Here is a 13,671-nt window from a genome sequence, read left to right as displayed (position 1 = left end):
TACAGCCCGGTAACCTACGCACTCTTCCGCCATTTTACGGTCCGGACTTCTGATACTGGAATTTTTAACGCGATGACGACTCAGGCACCTGGTTCAATGCTTCCGCTCTCTCCGGAACAACTCGCCCGCTTACAGGCGGCGACGACAGATTATTCCCCGACTCAACTGGCGTGGCTGTCAGGCTATTTCTGGGGCAGGGTAGAACAGGCACCGGGTAGCGCCGTCGCCAGCAGCACACCGCCTGCGGCGGCCGCTGAAGCACCGGTTATCACACTGCTTTCCGCCTCACAGACCGGCAATGCCCGTCGTCTGGCCGAGCAGCTGCGTGATGACCTGCTGGCCGCGAAGCTGAATGTCAACCTGGTGAACGCCGGTGATTACAAGTTCAAACAGATTGGCCAGGAAAAGATGCTGGTCGTCGTCACCTCGACCCAGGGCGAGGGCGAACCACCTGAAGAGGCGGTGGCGCTGCATAAGTTCCTGATGTCGAAAAAGGCACCGAAGATGGAGGGGGCCGCCTTTGCCGTGTTTGGCCTGGGCGACACCTCCTATGAATTCTTCAGTCAGGCGGGCAAAGATTTTGACAGCCGTCTGGCCGAGCTGGGCGGCGAGCGCCTGCTTGAGCGCGTGGATGCGGATGTCGAGTATGCGGAACAGGCCACGGCCTGGCGCAGTGCGCTGACAGCGATCCTCAAAGCGCGGGTGCCGACTGAATCGCCGGCGCAGGCGGCCGCGACAGTGGCAGGCAGCGTCAACGAAGTGACCACCAGCCCCTACAGCAAAGAGGCGCCGCTCAGCGCCAGCCTGGCGGTGAATCAGAAAATCACCGGACGGGATTCCGACAAAGATGTGCGCCATATCGAAATCGATCTGGGCGACTCCGGTCTGCGCTATCAGCCCGGCGATGCGCTGGGCGTCTGGTATGAAAACGACGCGGCGCTGGTCAGCGAACTGCTGGAGCTGGTCTGGCTGAAAGGCGATGAACCGGTTGAGGTTCAGGGCAGCACGCTGCCGCTGGCCGAGGCGCTGCAGAAGCATTTCGAACTGACGGTGAACACGGCGCAGATTGTTGCGCAGTACGCTCAGCTGTCGCGTAACGCCGAACTGCTGGCACTGGTGGATGATAAAGCCAGACTGCAGCACTATGCGCAGCAGTACCCCATCGTCGACATGGTGCGCCTGGCTCCGTCTGAGCTCAGCGCAGAACAGCTGACCGGACTGCTGCGTCCGCTGACGCCGCGACTCTACTCTATCGCCTCCTCTCAGGCAGAAACCGATACCGAAGTGCATATCACCGTGGGTGCCGTTCGCTTTGATATTGAAGGTCGCCAGCGCGGCGGCGGCGCATCCACCTGGCTGGCCGATCGCATCGAAGAAGAGGGCGAGGTCCGGGTGTTCATCGAACATAACGACAACTTCCGCCTGCCGGCCGATCCGGATGCCCCGGTCATCATGATCGGGCCGGGCACCGGCATCGCTCCCTTCCGCGCCTTTATGCAGCAGCGCGATAACGACGGTGCGGGCGGCAAAAACTGGCTATTCTTTGGCAATCCCCACTTCACCGAGGATTTCCTCTATCAGGTCGAGTGGCAGAAATATGTGAAGGATGGTCTGCTGACCCATATCGACCTCGCCTGGTCACGCGATCAGGCTGAAAAGATTTACGTTCAGGATAAGATCCGCGCGAAAGGTGCCGAAGTGTGGCGCTGGATTCAGGAGGGCGCGCATCTTTATGTCTGTGGCGACGCCAATCGCATGGCAAAAGACGTCGAGCAGGCATTGCTGGATGTGGTGGTCGAACACGGCGGAATGGATCGTGAAACGGCCGACGAATTTTTAAGTGAGCTGCGCATTGAGCGCCGTTATCAGCGAGACGTTTACTAATGAGCGATAAACACCCTGGACCGCTGGTTGTAGAAGGCAAATTAACCGACGCCGAGCGTCTGAAGAAGCAGAGCAACTATCTGCGCGGCACCATTAAAGAAGATCTGGAAGAGGGTCTGACCGGTGGATTTACCGGCGATAACTTCCTGCTGATCCGTTTCCACGGCATGTACCAGCAGGACGATCGCGACATCCGTGCCGAGCGTGCTGAGCAGAAGCTGGAGCCGCGCCACGCCATGATGCTGCGCTGCCGTCTGCCGGGCGGGATCATTACGCCGACCCAGTGGCTGGCTATCGACAGATTTGCTACCGACAAAACCCTTTATGGCAGCATCCGTCTGACCAACCGTCAGACCTTCCAGTTTCACGGCATTCTGAAAAAGAACGTGAAGCCGACGCATCAGATGCTGCACGAAGTGGGGCTGGACGCGCTGGCGACCGCCAACGACGTCAACCGTAACGTGCTCTGCACCTCGAACCCGGTTGAGTCGGAACTGCATCAGGAAGCGTATGAGTGGGCGAAGAAGCTCTCTGAGCATCTGCTGCCGCGCACCCGTGCCTATGCCGAGATCTGGTGGGATAAGGAAAAGATCGCGACCACCGATGAAGAGCCGATCCTTGGTGAAACCTATCTGCCGCGTAAGTTCAAAACGACGGTGGTGATCCCGCCGCACAACGACGTGGATCTGCACGCCAACGATCTGAACTTCGTAGCGATCGCTGAAAACGGCAAGCTGGTGGGCTTCAACCTGCTGGTGGGCGGCGGCCTGTCGATCGAGCATGGCAATAAAGCGACCTACGCACGCACCGCCAGCGAGTTTGGCTACTTCCCGGTGGATAAGATCCTCGACGTGGCTGAAGCGGTTGTCACCACCCAGCGCGACTGGGGTAACCGTACCGACCGTAAAAACGCCAAAACCAAGTACACCCTGGAGCGCGTGGGCGTCGAGACCTTTAAGGCGGAAGTGGAAAAACGTGCCGGTGTGACCTTTGAGCCGATCCGCCCGTATGAATTCACCACCCGTGGCGATCGCATTGGCTGGATTAAAGGCATCGACAATAAATGGCACCTGACGCTGTTTATCGAGAATGGTCGCCTGCTCGACTATCCGGGCCGTCCGCTGAAGAGCGGCATTGCCGAAATTGCGAAAGTCCATCAGGGCGATTTCCGCCTGACCGCCAACCAGAACCTGATTGTGGCGGGCGTGCCGGAGAGCGAGAAAGCGAAGATTGAAGCGATCGCCCGTGAACATGGTCTGATGGATCACGTCACGCCGCAGCGCGAAAACTCGATGGCGTGTGTGGCCTTCCCGACCTGTCCGCTGGCGATGGCGGAAGCAGAACGCTTCCTGCCTGCCTTCGTGACCAAAGTCGAGGGTATCATGCATGCTCACGGCGTTGGTGATGAGCACATAGTGTTACGCGTTACCGGTTGTCCGAACGGTTGTGGTCGTGCCATGCTGGCAGAGCTGGGTCTGGTGGGTAAAGCGCCAGGCCGCTATAACCTGCATCTGGGCGGAAACCGCACCGGAACGCGTATTCCCCGCATGTACCGTGAGAACATTAACGAAAGCGAAATTCTCGCCACCATTGATGAGCTGGTGGGACGCTGGGCCACCGAGCGCCAGGCCGCAGAAGGCTTTGGTGACTTCACCATCCGCGCGGGCATTGTCGCGCCGGTGCTGGACCCGGCACGCGACTTTTGGGAGGAGGCAAAATGAGTCATCCTGACCTCGCAGCACTGAATGAGATGTCCAAAGTCCAGCGTGCAATGGCGCTGGCGGCGACCAATGCGCAGCTGGAGAAGGCGTCAGCAGAAGAGCGGGTCAGCTGGGCGCTGGAGCATCTGCCGGGCGCCTATGTGCTCTCCTCCAGCTTCGGTATTCAGGCCGCGGTGTCGCTGCACCTGGTGACGCGTCAGCAGCCCGATATTCCGGTGATCCTGACCGACACCGGCTATCTCTTCCCGGAGACTTATCGTTTTATTGATGAGCTGGCAGACCAGCTCAATCTCAACCTCGAAGTGTTCCGCGCCGAAACCTCCCCGGCCTGGCAGGAAGCGCGCTACGGCAAACTGTGGGAGCAGGGCGTCGAGGGGATTGAGAAGTACAACGAGATCAACAAAGTCGAACCGATGAACCGCGCGCTGGAAACCCTGGGCGCGCAGACCTGGTTTGCCGGTTTGCGCCGCGATCAGTCGGGCAGCCGGGCGAATCTGCCGGTGCTGGGCGTGCAGCGCGGCGTCTTTAAGGTGCTGCCGATTATCGACTGGGATAACCGGAAGATTCATCAGTATCTGGAACAGCACAAGCTGAAATACCATCCGCTGTGGGATGAGGGCTATCTCTCGGTGGGCGATACCCACACCACCCGCAAGTGGGAGCCGGGTATGGCAGAAGAAGAGACCCGCTTCTTCGGTCTTAAGCGTGAGTGCGGCCTGCACGAAGGCTGAATCCCGCGCCTCTTCTCTCCCCCCAGGCTGGCGGGAGAGAAGGGCGTTACTGTCTGGTCTCAGACGCCGGTTAAGCCACTGAAGGCTTCCGCTGCCCGCGTTACATTCACCTTTGTCACCTCATACTGCGCCACGGCGACAAAAGGATCTTCCGCTAAGATCGCCTCCAGCCGTTCACGCTCAATATCCCTCACCAGCAGCATGCCGCCGGTACGCGGATCTTTCCGTCCCGCCGCAATAAAAATGTCCGCGTCAAAATAGCGATTGAGCCAGTCGATATGGCCAGCCAGCAGGGTTTCAACTTCCTCTACCGGACGAATGTAATTCAGAATGACGACGTACATGTCAGATCCTCACACGTTGGGATTGGTCAGTTCTCTGAGCAGCGGCAGCAGCACGCTGACACTGTCATGGGTTCGCCGGGCTATCTGACCCGGCAGCCAGCGGTCAAGGTAGTTCAGATTATCCAGGTCAGTCTGATGGCGGGTGACGCCATCGGGAAAGTGGCGGCTGCGGTGACGCTGCAGCGCACCATCTTTATTCCCCAGCGTCCAGTTACTGGCGGTCACATCCAGCAGCGGAAAGCCCGCCCTGTCAAAGGCATTCAGCCCGCTGACATCTTTGCGGGTCAGCTGATGACTGGCGGCGGGAATGCCGAGCTGGCGGGCCAGCAGCAGCGCCCGATCGCTGGTCTGCTTGCGTACCGCCCGGGGCGTATTCATGCCGCTGTTAAAATAGAGGTGATCGCCGGTGATCAGGCTGTTGAGATCGATGACCAGCAGGGTGTTCTTCTTCTCACGCGCGCTCATCCGCTCCACATAGTCATCCATGCCGTGCAGATCGGCTTCTCCGGCGCTCAGCGCCACAAAGCGGACGCCATAGTGCAGCGGTTTCTGACTCAGCTGCTGCGCCAGTTCCAGCATCACGCCCAGCCCTGAGGCGTTATCATCCACCCCCTGCAGACGCAGGCCGCCCAGATTGCGGTGAACCTGGGCGCTGTTCAGCGGCGTCCAGGTATCCAGATGGGCCACGATCAGGATCTCCTGCGGCACGCTGCCGGCGCGTGCGGCAATGACCGAGGTGGCGGTCAGCTTGTGCCAGCGCCGCGAGCCATCCTCTTCCTGCCAGTTGTAACCGGTGTTGAACTGGCGGGTATTGGTCTGATAACCCAGCGCGGTAAATTGCTGCTGCAGATAGTCAGCCGCCATCAGCTCGGCCGGGCTGCCGCTCATCCGGCCCGGGAAAAAGGTGGCGATGTGCCGGACCTGCTGCTCGGCAAACTGGCCGGGCGGCGTGGCCAGTGCCAGTGCCAGCGGGGAGAGGAGTGCGCCAGACAAAAGAGTGGCAACCCTCAGACGGAGGGAACAAAACATAGTGCATCCTTTTTTTATTTGTCCGGAGCGGGCCTGTACAGGGGCCAGGGCCGCTCATGCCGGGCGTATTATACGCTTTTTGTTCCGCAATCCTGTTAGTGGAATCGGGCGCTGTCGCCTCCGGCACAGAGAGGCAGACCTTTGCGCTGGCACTTATCTGCTTTTGCAGCGCAGCAGGTGCGGAGGAATCTGTGAGCCTGTTCACGAAAAAGCCATTACATTTCATCTGTTAAGATCAAATTGTTCTGTGCTTTGCGACACCGTTATTCCATTCGGTAACTACTCATTCCAATTCGTAATTTCATCTGGATAAACTCAGCGACGTATAGTCCCGTTAATACAAAGTTAAAACATCAGGGTTAACGTGGACTATTTGCCTCTTTTTGCCGATCTCTCTGGCCGCCCGGTTCTGGTTGTCGGCGGTGGAGATATTGCGGCGCGAAAAATTGAACTGCTGCGTCGCGCGCGCGCGCGCGTTCAGATCGCCTCTCGTGAACTCTGCCCGGAACTGCAGGAACTGCTGGATAAGCAGGAGCTGGAGTGGGTGGCGACCGAATTTGATCCGGCTCAGCTGGATGGCGTTTTCCTGGTGATTGCTGCCACCGATGATAACCATCTCAACACCCAGGTTTTTGAAGCCGCTAACGCGCGGCATAAGCTGGTTAACGTGGTCGACGACCAGCCAAAATGCACCTTTATCTTCCCGTCGATTGTTGACCGCTCACCGCTGGTAGTAGCGATCTCCTCCAGCGGCACCGCGCCGGTACTGGCACGCATGCTGCGCGAAAAAATCGAAACGCTGCTGCCCGCCAGTCTGGGTCAGATGGCGGAGGTAGCCGGGCTGTGGCGCGATAAGGTCAAACAGCGCTTCAGCCGCATGTCCGATCGTCGGCGTTTCTGGGAGCGGGCCTTCGACGGTCTGTTCGCCAGTCAGATGTCCGCCGGTAACGTCGAAGAGGCGAAGCGCACGCTGGATCGTGAACTGCTGGAAGAGCCAACCCGTCAGGGCGAGATCTTTCTGGTCGGTGCCGGGCCGGGCGACAGCGGCCTGCTGACGCTGCGTGGCCTGCAGGTAATGCAGTTAGCCGATGTGGTGCTCTATGACCATCTGGTCAGCGAAGAGGTGCTGGACCTGGTGCGTCGTGACGCCGACCGCATCTGCGTCGGTAAACGCGCCAGCGCGCATACGTTGCCGCAGGAAGAGATTAATCAGTTGCTGGTCGCGCTGGCGAAGAAAGGCAAGCGGGTGGTGCGCCTCAAGGGCGGCGATCCCTTTATCTTTGGCCGCGGCGGCGAAGAGCTGCAGGCGGCACAGCAGGCGGGGATCCCGTTCCAGGTGGTGCCGGGCGTCACCGCGGCTGCCGGTGCGACGGCCTATGCCGGGATTCCGCTGACCCACCGCGATTATGCCCAGAGCGTGATGTTTATTACCGGTCACTGCCGTCCCGATGGCGATGATATTGACTGGCCATCGCTGGCGCGTGCGCGTCAGACGCTGGCGATCTACATGGGCACGGTTAAAGCGGCTGCTATCAGCGCGGCGCTGATTCAGCATGGTCGTGCACCATCAACGCCAGTGGCGGTGATCAGTCGCGGCACCCGTCAGGATCAGCAGGTGCTGACCGGCACCTTAGAACACCTTGAGGCGCTGGCCGCCTCGGCACCTACTCCGGCGCTGCTGGTGATCGGAGAGGTGGTTAATCTGCACGGGCAACTCGCCTGGTTTCAACATTCAGCACAGCAGGGGGCTCGCGAGTCCGCCGTTGTCAATCTGGCTTGAGGGAAAATCATGGACCAAAAACGACTCACTCATCTGCGTCAGCTGGAGGCGGAGAGCATCCATATCATTCGCGAAGTGGCTGCAGAGTTCAGCAACCCGGTGATGATGTACTCCATCGGCAAAGACTCTTCGGTCATGCTGCACCTGGCACGCAAAGCGTTCTATCCGGGCACGCTGCCGTTTCCGTTGCTGCATGTGGACACCGGCTGGAAATTCCGCGAGATGTATGAATTTCGTGACCGCACCGTGAAAGCGATGGGTGCCGAGCTGATCGTTCACCGCAACCCGGAAGGGGTGGCGATGGGCATTAACCCGTTTGTCCACGGCAGCGCCAAACACACCGATATCATGAAAACGGAAGGGCTGAAGCAGGCGCTGGACAAATATGGTTTTGACGCGGCCTTCGGCGGCGCACGTCGCGATGAAGAGAAGTCGCGCGCCAAAGAGCGTATCTACTCGTTCCGTGACCGCTTCCATCGCTGGGACCCGAAAAACCAGCGCCCTGAGCTGTGGCACAACTATAACGGTCAGATCAACAAGGGCGAAAGCATCCGCGTTTTCCCGCTGTCGAACTGGACCGAACTGGATATCTGGCAGTACATCTTCCTGGAAAACATCGAGATCGTGCCGCTCTATCTCGCCGCGCCGCGTCCGGTGCTGGAGCGTGACGGCATGCTGATGATGATTGATGACGATCGTATCAATCTGCAGCCGGGTGAAGAGATCACCCAACGGATGGTCCGTTTCCGTACCCTCGGCTGCTGGCCGCTGACCGGTGCAGTAGAGTCCGAAGCGCAGACGCTGCCGGAGATCATCGAAGAGATGCTGGTGTCCACCACCAGTGAGCGTCAGGGCCGCATGATCGACCGCGACCAGTCCGGTTCGATGGAACTGAAAAAACGCCAGGGTTATTTCTAAGGAGACGCCAGATGAATACCGTAATTGCACAACAGATTGCCGACCAGGGCGGCGTTGAAGCCTGGCTGACCGCTCAGCAACACAAGAGCCTGCTGCGTTTTCTGACCTGCGGCAGCGTGGACGATGGAAAAAGTACGCTGATTGGGCGTCTGCTGCACGACACCCGTCAGATCTATGAAGACCAGCTCTCTTCACTGCACAACGACAGCAAACGTCACGGCACCCAGGGCGAGAAGCTCGATCTGGCGCTGCTGGTAGACGGTCTGCAGGCAGAGCGTGAGCAGGGCATTACCATCGACGTGGCCTACCGCTACTTCTCGACCGAAAAGCGTAAATTCATTATTGCCGACACGCCGGGCCATGAGCAGTACACCCGCAACATGGCGACCGGGGCGTCCACCTGCGACCTGGCGATCCTGCTGATCGACGCGCGAAAAGGCGTGCTGGATCAGACCCGTCGTCACAGCTTTATCTCGACGCTGCTGGGCATTAAGAACCTAGTGGTGGCGATTAATAAGATGGATCTGGTGGACTACAGTCAGGATCGCTTCGAGGCGATCAAACAGGATTATCTCGATTTCGCCGCCCAGCTGCCGGACGATCTCGACATCCGCTTTGTGCCGATGTCGGCGCTGGAAGGGGACAACGTTGCGACGGCCAGCCAGACCATGCCGTGGTACACCGGCCCGACGCTGCTGGACGTGCTGGAGACCGTGGAGCTGAAGCGCGTTGTCGACCATCAGCCGATGCGTTTCCCGGTGCAGTATGTGAACCGTCCTAACCTCGATTTCCGTGGCTATGCCGGTACCCTGGCGTCAGGCAGCGTACAGGTGGGTCAGCGCGTTAAAGTGCTGCCGTCTGGCGTGGAGTCGACGATTGCCCGCATTGTGACCTTTGATGGCGATCTGCAGGACGCGGGAGCAGGGGAGGCGATTACCTTGGTGCTGCAGGATGAGATTGATATCAGCCGTGGCGATCTGCTGGTGGACGCCAGTGAAACGCTGACGGCGGTGCAGTCGGCCAGCGTTGACGTGGTGTGGATGGCGGAGCAGCCGCTGCAGGCGGGTCAGAGCTACGATCTGAAAATCGCCGGTAAGAAAACCCGTGGCCGGGTCGAAAAGGTGCTGCACCAGGTCGACATCAACTCGCTGGCGACCCATCAGGTCGAGGCGCTGCCGCTGAACGGAATCGGCCGCATTGAGATCGTCTTCAATGAACCGATGGTGCTCGACAGCTATCAGCAGAACCCGGTGACCGGCGGCATGATCTTTATCGATCGCCTGAGCAACGTCACGGTCGGGGCGGGCATGATCCATCAGCCCAACCAGGATGTGCCGGCCAGTACGGGTGAGTTCAGCGCCTTTGAGCTGGAACTGAATGCGCTGGTGCGCCGTCACTTCCCACACTGGAACGCGCGCGATCTGCTGGGCGGTCAATAATGGCACAGCACGACGATAACGTGGTGTGGCATGACCATCCGGTCACCCGCGCGGCACGCGAACAGCAGCACGGCCATCAGGGCGTGGTGCTGTGGTTCACCGGGCTGTCGGGCTCGGGGAAATCCACGGTCGCCGGTGCGCTGGAGCAGGCGCTGCACCGCATCGGTGTCAGCACCTATCTGCTGGATGGGGATAATGTGCGTCACGGCCTGTGCCGTGACCTCGGTTTCAGCGATGACGACCGCAAAGAGAATATCCGTCGGGTCGGCGAAGTGGCGAAACTGATGGTGGATGCCGGATTAGTGGTGCTCACCGCCTTTATTTCACCGCATCGCGCCGAGCGGCAGATGGTGCGCGATCTGCTGGCACCGGGACAGTTTATCGAGGTGTTTGTCGATACGCCGTTAGCGGTGTGTGAGGCGCGCGATCCTAAAGGGTTATATCGCAAAGCCCGTGCCGGAGAACTGCGAAACTTCACCGGCATCGACAGCGTTTATGAAGCCCCCGATAGCCCGGAAATTCAGCTGGATGGCGAACAATTGGTTACAAAACTGGCCGCCCAATTGTTAGACCTGCTGCGTGACCGCGATATCATCAGATCCTGAAGAGACAGCGGCAAATCGTCTCTGATTTGCCGCCCTCGCACCAACAGGATGCCTATGCAGAACATAACCCCACTGCTCGCTCGTAAAGATGACACCACCCCGGATGAGCCACGCTCACTGCTGCCGGGCTGCGTGATCGGCTTTCTCGCTTACTGGTGTGCGCTGGCGATCCCATTCCTGCTGTTCGGCTCTAACACGCTGTTTTTCTTTCTTTATACCTGGCCATTCTTTCTGGCGCTGCTGCCGGTTGCGGTGGTCGCCGGTATTGCCCTGAATACCCTGCTCAGCGGACAGTGGCTCTGGACCGCACTCGCCACCGTGATTCTGGTGGTCTCTCTCTTCTGGTTAATGTTCTCTTTTCTCTCCGGCTGGTAAGCGCTGATGCCCCTGGGCTGATGTGCAAACGCATCGGCCGGTTACAAATCTTTTCCCCCCGGAATCGCTGCTGATTCATATTTTGTGCAGACGCGCGGCAAAGCGCGCCATTTTCTCCGCTGGTGTGGAGTCCTGTGCAAAGTTATGGGATGATTGGGCCGTTTTTAGGGGGCGGGATGGGAAAACTGACGTTACTGTTACTGGTGCTGCTCGGCTGGCTGCAATATTCATTGTGGCTCGGGAAAAATGGCATCCACGACTATACGCGCGTCAATGATGATGTCGCGGTGCAACAGGCTAACAATGCCAAACTGAAATCGCGCAACGATCAGCTGTTTGCCGAAATTGATGACCTCAATGGCGGCTCGGAAGCGATCGAGGAGCGTGCACGCAATGAGCTGGGCATGATTAAGCCCGGTGAGACCTTCTATCGTCTGGTGCCTGACCAGAACAAACGCAACGCGCAACAATCAGCGCAAAACCAACAACGATAAAACATGAATACTCTGGCCTCCCTTGCGGATGTGATTGCCGTGGTGCCCGCGGCCGGGATCGGCAGCCGCATGCAGGCAACCTGTCCTAAGCAGTATCTGACGATTGGTCAGCACACCCTTCTGGAACACAGCATTGCACGTCTGTTTTCCCATCCTGCCATTAAACAGGTTATTGTCGCCCTCAGTCCCGACGATCAGCACTTCGCCTCACTGCCGCTGGCGCGCGATCCGCGCGTGCTCAGGGTCACCGGCGGAGAGACCCGCGCCGAATCGGTGCTGGCTGGCCTGCAGGCCGCGCAGGGTGCCGCGTGGGTTCTGGTTCACGATGCAGCCCGTCCCTGTCTGCACCCCGACGACCTGCAGCAGCTGCTTAACGTGCGCGAACAGAGCCACGTCGGCGGGATTCTGGCCGCACCGGTGCGCGACACCATGAAGCGGGGCGAGCCGGGCAAAGCCGCGGTGGCCCACACGGTAGAGCGTGACGATCTCTGGCACGCCTTAACCCCCCAGTTTTTCCCGCATGCGCTGCTGACAGCCTGCCTGACGCGGGCACTGACCGAGGGCGCAACCATTACGGATGAGGCCTCGGCGCTGGAGTATTGCGGCTACCATCCGCTGCTGGTCAGCGGACGCAGTGATAACATCAAAGTCACCCGGCCAGAAGATCTGGCGCTGGCGGCTTTTTATCTGAGTCAGATTCAATTAAAGGAGAGCGCATGATGCGTATCGGTCACGGTTTTGACGTTCACGCCTTTGGCGGAGAGGGTCCGTTAGTGATTGGCGGTGTGCGGATCCCGTTTGAGCAGGGGTTTATTGCCCATTCCGATGGTGATGTGGCGCTGCATGCGCTGACGGACGCGCTGCTGGGCGCGGTCGCCATGGGCGATATTGGCAAGCTGTTTCCGGATACCGATCCCGCGTTTAAAGGCGCGGACAGCCGCGGCCTGCTGCGCGAGGCCTGGCGTCGTATCGAAGCCAAAGGCTATCGCATCGGTAACGTGGATGTCACCCTGATTGCCCAGGCGCCGAAAATGCTGCCGCATGTGCCGCAGATGCGCATCAACATCGCGGAAGATCTGGGATGTCACATGGATGCGGTCAATGTCAAAGCCACCACGACCGAAAAGCTGGGCTTTACCGGGCGCGGTGAAGGGATCGCCTGCGAAGCGGTGGCCCTGCTGCTGAAAGCCGACACTCAATGACGCTTCACTATCTGCACGGCACGCCCGCTGCCACCGGCGTCATCAAAGCCAGCCCGGAAGATTTTGTGGTGGTTGAAGATCTCGGTTATGGCCCGGATGGGGAAGGTGAGCATCTGCTGGTGCGCATCCGTAAAGTGGGCGCGAATACCCGCTTCGTGGCGGAGGCGCTGGCGAAATATCTCGGTGTGCATCAGCGTGACATGAGCTATGCCGGGATGAAAGATCGCCATGCCGTGACGGAGCAGACGCTCTGTTTCCGTCTGCCGGGGAATGCGATGCCCGATCTGCGCGGTTTTGCGCTGGAGGGGGTTGAGATCCTGCAGGCGGTGCGCCATAAGCGCAAGCTGCGCACCGGCGCGCTGGCCGGAAATGCGTTCCGGCTGGTCATCCGCCAGATCAGTGACCGTGAGGCGGTTGAGACGCGCCTGACGCAGATTCGTGACGCGGGTGTGCCGAACTATTTCGGTGAGCAGCGTTTCGGGCGCGGCGGCAATAACCTGGTGATCGCAGAGAAGTGGGCGCGCAACGAGATTATCCTGCGCGATCGCAACAAGCGCAGCCTGATGCTCTCTGCCGCGCGCAGTGCGCTGTTTAATCAGGTGACCAGTGCGCGTCTGGCGCAGCAGGGTGGCCTGAGTCAGGTCCTTAACGGCGATGCCCTGCAGCTGACCGGGCGAGGCAGCTGGTTTGTTGCGCAGCCGGATGAGCTGGAAGCGTGCCAGCGCCGGGTTGAACAGCATGAACTGCGCATCACCGCGCCGCTGCCGGGGCGGGGCGAGCCGGGTCCGCAGGCGGATGCGCTGGCTTTTGAAGAGCAGGTGCTGGCTGGCGAAACGCTGCTGGCCGGCCTGATTGAGCGCGAGCGGGTGGATGCCGCACGCCGTGCCATGCTGGTCGTGCCGCGCGATCTGCGCTGGAGCTGGTGGGATGAGGTGACGCTGGAGCTGACGTTCTGGCTGCCCGCAGGCAGCTTCGCCACCAGCGTCGTCAGAGAACTGCTGGTTCAGGCCGACGCGTCCGATCAGATTGATGAGTAATCTTCGCCGCAACCTGACCCGCTGTGTGGGGAATGTTGCGGCAACCCCCCTCTGCTGTGTGATTTACGCCTACCACTTCCTTGCGTGCCTCGCTAGAATGCAAAAATCGCCG

At 59.7% G+C, this 13,671-nt stretch carries 14 protein-coding genes; 12 read left to right on the top strand and 2 right to left on the bottom strand.

Annotation, left to right across the window (positions count from 1 at the left end; genetic code table 11):
- The first annotated feature begins 72 nt into the window (after window positions 1-72).
- The 3 genes from cysJ to OXR04_RS10745 are packed head-to-tail and all read left to right on the top strand — an operon-like array spanning window position 73 to window position 4,336.
- Window positions 73-1,884, top strand: a complete 1,812-nt coding sequence (gene cysJ / locus OXR04_RS10755) for an NADPH-dependent assimilatory sulfite reductase flavoprotein subunit (RefSeq protein WP_267370081.1) — start codon at window positions 73-75, stop codon at window positions 1,882-1,884.
- Entirely contained in the window at window positions 1,884-3,605 is a 1,722-nt protein-coding gene (cysI, locus tag OXR04_RS10750) for an assimilatory sulfite reductase (NADPH) hemoprotein subunit (protein WP_009086953.1), read from the top strand. The genes cysJ and cysI overlap by 1 nt, the downstream gene beginning before the upstream one ends.
- A complete protein-coding gene (locus OXR04_RS10745; RefSeq protein WP_267370084.1) occupies window positions 3,602-4,336 on the top strand; it encodes a phosphoadenylyl-sulfate reductase in 735 nt (244 codons plus the stop codon). The genes cysI and OXR04_RS10745 overlap by 4 nt, the downstream gene beginning before the upstream one ends.
- Window positions 4,337-4,395: 59 nt before the next feature.
- On the opposite strand, the gene OXR04_RS10740 is transcribed toward OXR04_RS10745, so the two are convergent.
- Together OXR04_RS10740 and OXR04_RS10735 are read right to left on the bottom strand one after the other, a co-directional pair.
- The gene (locus OXR04_RS10740; protein WP_058958439.1) at window positions 4,396-4,680 is read right to left on the bottom strand and encodes a YciI family protein; all 285 of its coding nucleotides are present in this window, start codon (window positions 4,678-4,680) and stop codon (window positions 4,396-4,398) included.
- A 9-nt stretch (window positions 4,681-4,689) separates the two neighbouring features.
- Window positions 4,690-5,709 (bottom strand): aminopeptidase, encoded by a 1,020-nt coding sequence (locus OXR04_RS10735; RefSeq protein ID WP_046102457.1) that lies wholly within the window; start codon window positions 5,707-5,709, stop codon window positions 4,690-4,692.
- Between the two features lie 364 nt (window positions 5,710-6,073).
- Here OXR04_RS10735 and cysG point away from each other — a divergent pair, with 364 nt between their 5' ends.
- From cysG to truD, 9 genes are all read left to right on the top strand, one after another.
- The gene (gene cysG / locus OXR04_RS10730; RefSeq protein ID WP_267370086.1) at window positions 6,074-7,489 is read left to right on the top strand and encodes a siroheme synthase CysG; all 1,416 of its coding nucleotides are present in this window, start codon (window positions 6,074-6,076) and stop codon (window positions 7,487-7,489) included.
- A 9-nt stretch (window positions 7,490-7,498) separates the two neighbouring features.
- Window positions 7,499-8,407: a sulfate adenylyltransferase subunit CysD gene (gene cysD, locus OXR04_RS10725; protein ID WP_009086943.1), complete on the top strand. Its 909-nt coding sequence runs from the start codon at window positions 7,499-7,501 to the stop codon at window positions 8,405-8,407.
- An 11-nt stretch (window positions 8,408-8,418) separates the two neighbouring features.
- Window positions 8,419-9,846, top strand: a complete 1,428-nt coding sequence (gene cysN / locus OXR04_RS10720) for a sulfate adenylyltransferase subunit CysN (RefSeq protein ID WP_267370088.1) — start codon at window positions 8,419-8,421, stop codon at window positions 9,844-9,846.
- A complete protein-coding gene (gene cysC, locus OXR04_RS10715; RefSeq protein WP_267370089.1) occupies window positions 9,846-10,451 on the top strand; it encodes an adenylyl-sulfate kinase in 606 nt (201 codons plus the stop codon). The genes cysN and cysC overlap by 1 nt, the downstream gene beginning before the upstream one ends.
- A 54-nt stretch (window positions 10,452-10,505) precedes the next feature.
- Window positions 10,506-10,826: a DUF3561 family protein gene (locus OXR04_RS10710; protein ID WP_140925056.1), complete on the top strand. Its 321-nt coding sequence runs from the start codon at window positions 10,506-10,508 to the stop codon at window positions 10,824-10,826.
- Window positions 10,827-11,002: 176 nt separating this feature from the next.
- Window positions 11,003-11,320 (top strand): cell division protein FtsB, encoded by a 318-nt coding sequence (gene ftsB / locus OXR04_RS10705; RefSeq protein WP_009086936.1) that lies wholly within the window; start codon window positions 11,003-11,005, stop codon window positions 11,318-11,320.
- A gap of 3 nt (window positions 11,321-11,323) precedes the next feature.
- Window positions 11,324-12,040: a 2-C-methyl-D-erythritol 4-phosphate cytidylyltransferase gene (gene ispD / locus OXR04_RS10700; RefSeq protein WP_046102453.1), complete on the top strand. Its 717-nt coding sequence runs from the start codon at window positions 11,324-11,326 to the stop codon at window positions 12,038-12,040.
- Window positions 12,040-12,522, top strand: coding sequence for a 2-C-methyl-D-erythritol 2,4-cyclodiphosphate synthase (ispF, locus tag OXR04_RS10695; protein WP_009086933.1), 483 nt, complete (start codon window positions 12,040-12,042; stop codon window positions 12,520-12,522). Before ispD ends, ispF begins: the two co-directional genes overlap by 1 nt.
- The gene (truD, locus tag OXR04_RS10690) at window positions 12,519-13,559 is read left to right on the top strand and encodes a tRNA pseudouridine(13) synthase TruD (protein ID WP_267370092.1); all 1,041 of its coding nucleotides are present in this window, start codon (window positions 12,519-12,521) and stop codon (window positions 13,557-13,559) included. The genes ispF and truD overlap by 4 nt, the downstream gene beginning before the upstream one ends.
- The last annotated feature ends 112 nt before the right edge of the window (window positions 13,560-13,671 follow it).

This window comes from Pantoea sp. GM_Pan_3 (genome assembly GCF_026541045.1).
GTDB classification, from domain to species: Bacteria; Pseudomonadota; Gammaproteobacteria; order Enterobacterales; family Enterobacteriaceae; genus Pantoea; species Pantoea anthophila.
This window is presented reverse-complemented; position numbering and strand designations above follow the sequence as displayed.

Bases quoted from the DNA above. Each gene is read 5' to 3' on its own strand.
- OXR04_RS10740 (WP_058958439.1), bottom strand. From the start codon at position 4,680: ATGTACGTCGTCATTCTGAATTACATTCGTCCGGTAGAGGAAGTTGAA.
- OXR04_RS10745 (WP_267370084.1), top strand. From the start codon at position 3,602: ATGAGTCATCCTGACCTCGCAGCACTGAATGAGATGTCCAAAGTCCAG.
- cysJ (WP_267370081.1), top strand. From the start codon at position 73: ATGACGACTCAGGCACCTGGTTCAATGCTTCCGCTCTCTCCGGAACAA.
- cysI (WP_009086953.1), top strand. From the start codon at position 1,884: ATGAGCGATAAACACCCTGGACCGCTGGTTGTAGAAGGCAAATTAACC.
- ispF (WP_009086933.1), top strand. From the start codon at position 12,040: ATGCGTATCGGTCACGGTTTTGACGTTCACGCCTTTGGCGGAGAGGGT.
- ftsB (WP_009086936.1), top strand. From the start codon at position 11,003: ATGGGAAAACTGACGTTACTGTTACTGGTGCTGCTCGGCTGGCTGCAA.
- ispD (WP_046102453.1), top strand. From the start codon at position 11,324: ATGAATACTCTGGCCTCCCTTGCGGATGTGATTGCCGTGGTGCCCGCG.
- truD (WP_267370092.1), top strand. From the start codon at position 12,519: ATGACGCTTCACTATCTGCACGGCACGCCCGCTGCCACCGGCGTCATC.
- OXR04_RS10735 (WP_046102457.1), bottom strand. From the start codon at position 5,709: ATGTTTTGTTCCCTCCGTCTGAGGGTTGCCACTCTTTTGTCTGGCGCA.
- OXR04_RS10710 (WP_140925056.1), top strand. From the start codon at position 10,506: ATGCAGAACATAACCCCACTGCTCGCTCGTAAAGATGACACCACCCCG.
- cysD (WP_009086943.1), top strand. From the start codon at position 7,499: ATGGACCAAAAACGACTCACTCATCTGCGTCAGCTGGAGGCGGAGAGC.
- cysC (WP_267370089.1), top strand. From the start codon at position 9,846: ATGGCACAGCACGACGATAACGTGGTGTGGCATGACCATCCGGTCACC.
- cysN (WP_267370088.1), top strand. From the start codon at position 8,419: ATGAATACCGTAATTGCACAACAGATTGCCGACCAGGGCGGCGTTGAA.